Source organism: Nocardia sp. NPDC002869, assembly GCF_046764065.1.
GTDB lineage: Bacteria > Actinomycetota > Actinomycetes > Mycobacteriales > Mycobacteriaceae > Nocardia > Nocardia rhamnosiphila.
Map to the genome: position 1 here is coordinate 1 of NZ_JBKOOL010000271.1, position 4419 is coordinate 4419.

Annotated in this window: 5 protein-coding genes; 3 read left to right on the forward strand and 2 right to left on the reverse strand. The window is 68.3% G+C overall.

Annotation, left to right across the window (positions count from 1 at the left end; all coding sequences use genetic code 11):
• Nucleotides 1-199: 199 nt before the first annotated feature.
• Together ACLML9_RS27925 and ACLML9_RS27930 are read right to left on the reverse strand one after the other, a co-directional pair.
• On the reverse strand, nucleotides 200-679 hold the full coding sequence (locus ACLML9_RS27925) for a metallopeptidase family protein (RefSeq protein ID WP_168165638.1): 480 nt from the start codon (nucleotides 677-679) through the stop codon (nucleotides 200-202).
• A gap of 85 nt (nucleotides 680-764) precedes the next feature.
• Entirely contained in the window at nucleotides 765-998 is a 234-nt protein-coding gene (locus tag ACLML9_RS27930; protein ID WP_030523343.1) for a WhiB family transcriptional regulator, read from the reverse strand.
• Between the two features lie 513 nt (nucleotides 999-1511).
• Here ACLML9_RS27930 and cofD point away from each other — a divergent pair.
• The 3 genes from cofD to ACLML9_RS27945 are packed head-to-tail and all read left to right on the forward strand — an operon-like array spanning nucleotide 1512 to nucleotide 4392.
• Nucleotides 1512-2510, forward strand: coding sequence for a 2-phospho-L-lactate transferase (gene cofD, locus ACLML9_RS27935; protein WP_265804001.1), 999 nt, complete (start codon nucleotides 1512-1514; stop codon nucleotides 2508-2510).
• The gene (locus ACLML9_RS27940; RefSeq protein ID WP_411948299.1) at nucleotides 2507-3877 is read left to right on the forward strand and encodes a coenzyme F420-0:L-glutamate ligase; all 1371 of its coding nucleotides are present in this window, start codon (nucleotides 2507-2509) and stop codon (nucleotides 3875-3877) included. The genes cofD and ACLML9_RS27940 overlap by 4 nt, the downstream gene beginning before the upstream one ends.
• Nucleotides 3874-4392, forward strand: a complete 519-nt coding sequence (locus ACLML9_RS27945) for an NUDIX hydrolase (protein ID WP_411948300.1) — start codon at nucleotides 3874-3876, stop codon at nucleotides 4390-4392. The genes ACLML9_RS27940 and ACLML9_RS27945 overlap by 4 nt, the downstream gene beginning before the upstream one ends.
• Nucleotides 4393-4419 lie beyond the last annotated feature (27 nt).

The window sequence follows — 4419 nt, forward strand, 5'->3', positions numbered from 1 at the left end:
GCCTCGAAGCGCATGCGCGAAGCGCGAGTCTCGAGGCCGAAACGGCGAGACACAAGGGGGCCTCAACCCCGCGGCGCCGCAGGCGCCGCCAAAAACACAGCACCTTCGCGAGCGAGCCCACCCTTCACCCCTTCGTGGTTCGTGCTGATGCGGCTCGCTCGATCGACCGATCGCCTGTACGGAGGGTGGGGCGACAGGCCTATTCCGGTTCCGGGTCGATGACGTCGGGGTCGACGCCGAGGTAGGTCGCTATCTGCTGGACCAGTACCTCGCGGAGGAGTTCGACCAGATCGTCCGGATCGCCGGCGCGGAGTTCGAGAGGTTTACGGAACAGCACGACCCGGGCGCGGATCGGGGTGCCGTGCCGGTCGACGCCGGCGGGGATGAGCCGCGACAGCGGGACCGGGCCGTCGGCGACGACCTCGTCCGGCCAGGTCACCGAATCCGGGTGCAGCGGGCGGATTTTGGGCACGTCGTCGACGGCAATATCGAGTTTGGTGAGCCGATCGTGCCAGCGGGTGTCCAGGGGTGCGAAGGCTTCCAGTACCAGCCGGTCGAATTTCTGGCCCCGGGTGCGCCAGGCCGGGACGGTCGGCGGCAGCATCGGTCCGCGGACACCGCGGCCGCGACGGCTGACCGACCGGGCGGTCGGGGGTCTGCGGTTGCGGGATCGTGCCATGACCGTCAACGTTAGTCAGTGATCGCCGATCGCGACGGCCCGCCCCGGCCACATGCTCCGGGGCGCACCGACGCGAGCGGTGTCGTCAGCCGATACCGCGCTTGAGGCGCCGGCGCTCCCGCTCCGACAGGCCGCCCCAGATTCCGAAGCGCTCATCGTGCGCGAGCGCGTATTCCAGGCATTCGTCACGGACCTCGCATCCCAGGCAGATGCGTTTGGCCTCGCGGGTGGAGCCGCCCTTCTCCGGGAAGAAGGCCTCCGGGTCTGTCTCCGCGCAGAGTGCGCGTTCTTGCCACTGTTCTTCGATGGAGCCGAACATCTCGTCGAAACCGGTCACGATCAGGCTGAGCCGGGGTGTCGAATCACGCTCACTCCGGTCAGGGCCGAACCAGCCGTTGTCAACAGCGACGCCTCGTGCTGCGCCTGCTGTGGAATCGGTTCGCGATACACCCACCGGAATGCCGGCCGGGGCCAGATCATCGGCCATCGCTCCGCCTCCTCACTGTGTGTTAGCGCAGAAAGAATTCATTTCCGTCGATCGATGCGCATACCGACGGCCAAACTCCGCGACGTTGTCTCGCGGACTTCCCCGAGCCTGCCATTCCAATTCGAACATCCGTTCGAGTTTCCGTACGCGCCTTGCACTTCCCGCGCGACCCGGAATGACATGTCTGTGATTAGACACGCCGCCTGTAGTGATGGTCAAGCCACCGTCACTATTCCGTTACTATCCCGCGCGGCATTCCGAGTCGATCTTGTGACCCGAATAGCAAATGAGCGGCAAATATAGCGGAAGGCGCACCATTTTCCGCGCGGCATAGTGTGTACAGATGTGACTTCACAACAAGCGGACAGCGCACCCGCCAATGGTCCCCGTATCGTCGTCCTGGTCGGCGGAGTCGGTGGCGCGCGGTTCCTGCTGGGCGTCCGGGAGCTACTGCCCGAGGCGGAGGTTTCCGCCATCGTCAATGTGGGCGACGATGTCTGGATGCACGGGCTCCGAATCTGTCCCGACCTCGATACCTGCATGTATACGCTCGGTGGCGGAATCGACCCGGAGCGCGGCTGGGGCCGGCTGGGGGAAACGTGGCACGCCAAGGAGGAGCTCGCGAAATATCATGCCCAGCCCGACTGGTTCGGACTGGGGGACCGGGATATCGCGACGCACCTGGTTCGGACCGAAATGCTGCGCGCCGGGTATCCGCTCTCGGCGGTTACCGAAGCCCTCTGCAATCGATGGCAACCGGGTGTGAAACTCCTCCCGGCAACCGATGATCGCTGTGAAACGCATGTTGTTATCAGCGACCCGGAGAGCCCTGGCGAACGCCGCGCGATCCATTTCCAGGAGTGGTGGGTTCGCCACCGCGCCGCCGTCGAAACCCACGGATTCGCCACAATCGGGGCGGATGACGCCAAACCGGCACCGAATGTGACCGAACTCATAGTCGATGCGGATGTAGTATTACTCGCTCCCTCGAACCCGGTGGTGAGCGTCGGATCGATCCTCGCGGTGCCCGGAATTCGGGGTGCGTTGCGCACCACGAAGGCCCCGGTGATCGGGGTATCGCCGGTGATCGACGGCAAACCGTTGCGCGGGATGGCCGACGAGTGCCTGTCGGTGATCGGTGTGGAGACGACGGCGGAGGCGGTCGGGCGCCACTACGGATCCCGTTCGGCCACAGGCATTCTCGACGGCTGGCTGATCCATACGACCGATACCGCCGAGGTCCCGGATGTCCAGGTGCGCAGCGTTCCCCTTTTGATGACCGACCCGCCCACCACCGCCGAAATGGTGCGTGAGGCTCTCGATTTGGCAGGAGTGAAGCCGTGACCAGCGCAAACCCGTTGGCCGAGACAGTGGCCGCGGACCACGCCGCCGCGCAACTACAGATTCTGCCGATCACCGGACTGCCGGAATTCCGGCCCGGTGACGATCTGGCCGAACATATCGCCGCCCGGGCGCCGTGGCTGACCGACGGTGATGTCCTCGTGGTCACCAGCAAGATCGTCGCCAAGGCCGAAGGCCGGATCGTGCCGGCCCCGACCGATCCGGAGGAGCGCGACGCCGCGCGGCGGCGGCTGGTCGAGCAGGAGGCGGTGCGGGTGGTGGCGCGCCGCGGCCGGACTCTGATCACCGAGAACCGTCTCGGCATCGTGCAGGCCGCGTCCGGCGTGGACGGATCCAATGTGGAGCACGGTGAATTGGTGCTGCTGCCCGCCGATCCCGACGGCAGTGCGAAAGGATTGCGTTCGGCGCTGGGCGCACGGCTCGGCGTGGATATCGCGGTGGTCGTCACCGACACCATGGGCCGCGCCTGGCGTAACGGGCAGACCGATGTCGCGATCGGTTCGGCGGGACTGCCGGTGCTGCACGACTACGCGGGGGCCGTCGACGGACAGGGCAACGAACTACAGGTCACCCAGGTGGCGATCGCGGACGAACTGGCCGCCGCCGCGGACCTGGTGAAGGGCAAACTGGGCGGGGTCCCGATCGCGGTGGTGCGCGGCCTGCCCGTCGCCGACAACGGTTCCAGCGCAGCCGATCTGGTGCGTTCGGGTACCGACGACCTGTTCTGGCTCGGCACCGCCGAGGCGATCGCGCGCGGCCGCGGGGAGGCGGTGCTGATGCGCCGCTCGGTCCGCAGTTTCGCGCCCGAGCCCGTCGACCCCGGGCAGATCCGCGCCGCGGTCGCGGTGGCGCTCACCGCGCCGGCTCCGCACCACACCCGCCCGGTGCGTTTCGTCTGGTTGCGCGACCGGGACCGGCGGCAACAGTTGCTCGAGGCGATGGCCGGCAAGTGGCGGGCCGACCTCACGGCGGACGGCCTGGATCCCGAGCGGATCGAACGGCGGGTGAACCGCGGCCGCATCCTGTTCGATGCCCCCGAGGTGATCATCCCGTTCTGCGTTCCCGACGGCGCCCACGACTATCCGGACGGCCGCCGCCGCGACGCCGAACGGACCATGTTCACCGTCGCGGTCGGGGCCGCGGTCCAGGGACTGCTGGTCGCGCTGGCGACCGAGGGGCTGGGCAGCTGCTGGATCGGATCGACCATCTTCGCCCCGGAGACGACCCGGGAAGTGCTCGGCCTGGACGAGGAATGGATTCCGCTGGGGGCCATCGCGATCGGGCACCCCGTCGAGGAACTGCTGCCGCGTCCCCCGCGCGACCCGGCCGCGGGTCTGGTGGAACTGTGACCGCCGAATCGCTGCACGCGTCGGCGACCGGACTACTGACTGCGTGGCGGCCGGATTCGGGCGCCGACGCCTCGCTGCGGGAGGCGATACTGGCCTTCCTCGGCTCGGCGCCGCGCGGGTGCCTGCGTGAGCACGCACCCGGGCATATCACCGCCTCGGCCGTGGTGTTCTCCGATGACGGCCGCGAGGTACTGCTGACCCTGCATCCGCGGGTCGGGCGCTGGATCCAGCTCGGCGGGCACTGCGAGCCCGGTGACGACACTGTGGCCGCCGCCGCGTTGCGCGAGGCCACCGAGGAGTCGGGGATCCCCGGGCTCCGGCTGGAGCCCGACCTCTACGGCGCCCAGGCGCATCCGATCACCTGTTCGCTCGGTGCCCCGACCCGGCATCTGGATCTGCTGTTCCGGATCACCGCACCCCCGGGAGCTGTCCCGGTGCGCAGCGCGGAGTCCGCCGACCTGCGGTGGTGGCCCATCGACGGACTGCCCGCGGACGCCGATGTGCTGATCCGCTGAGGTCGTCGCTGCTCGGCCGGTCACGGC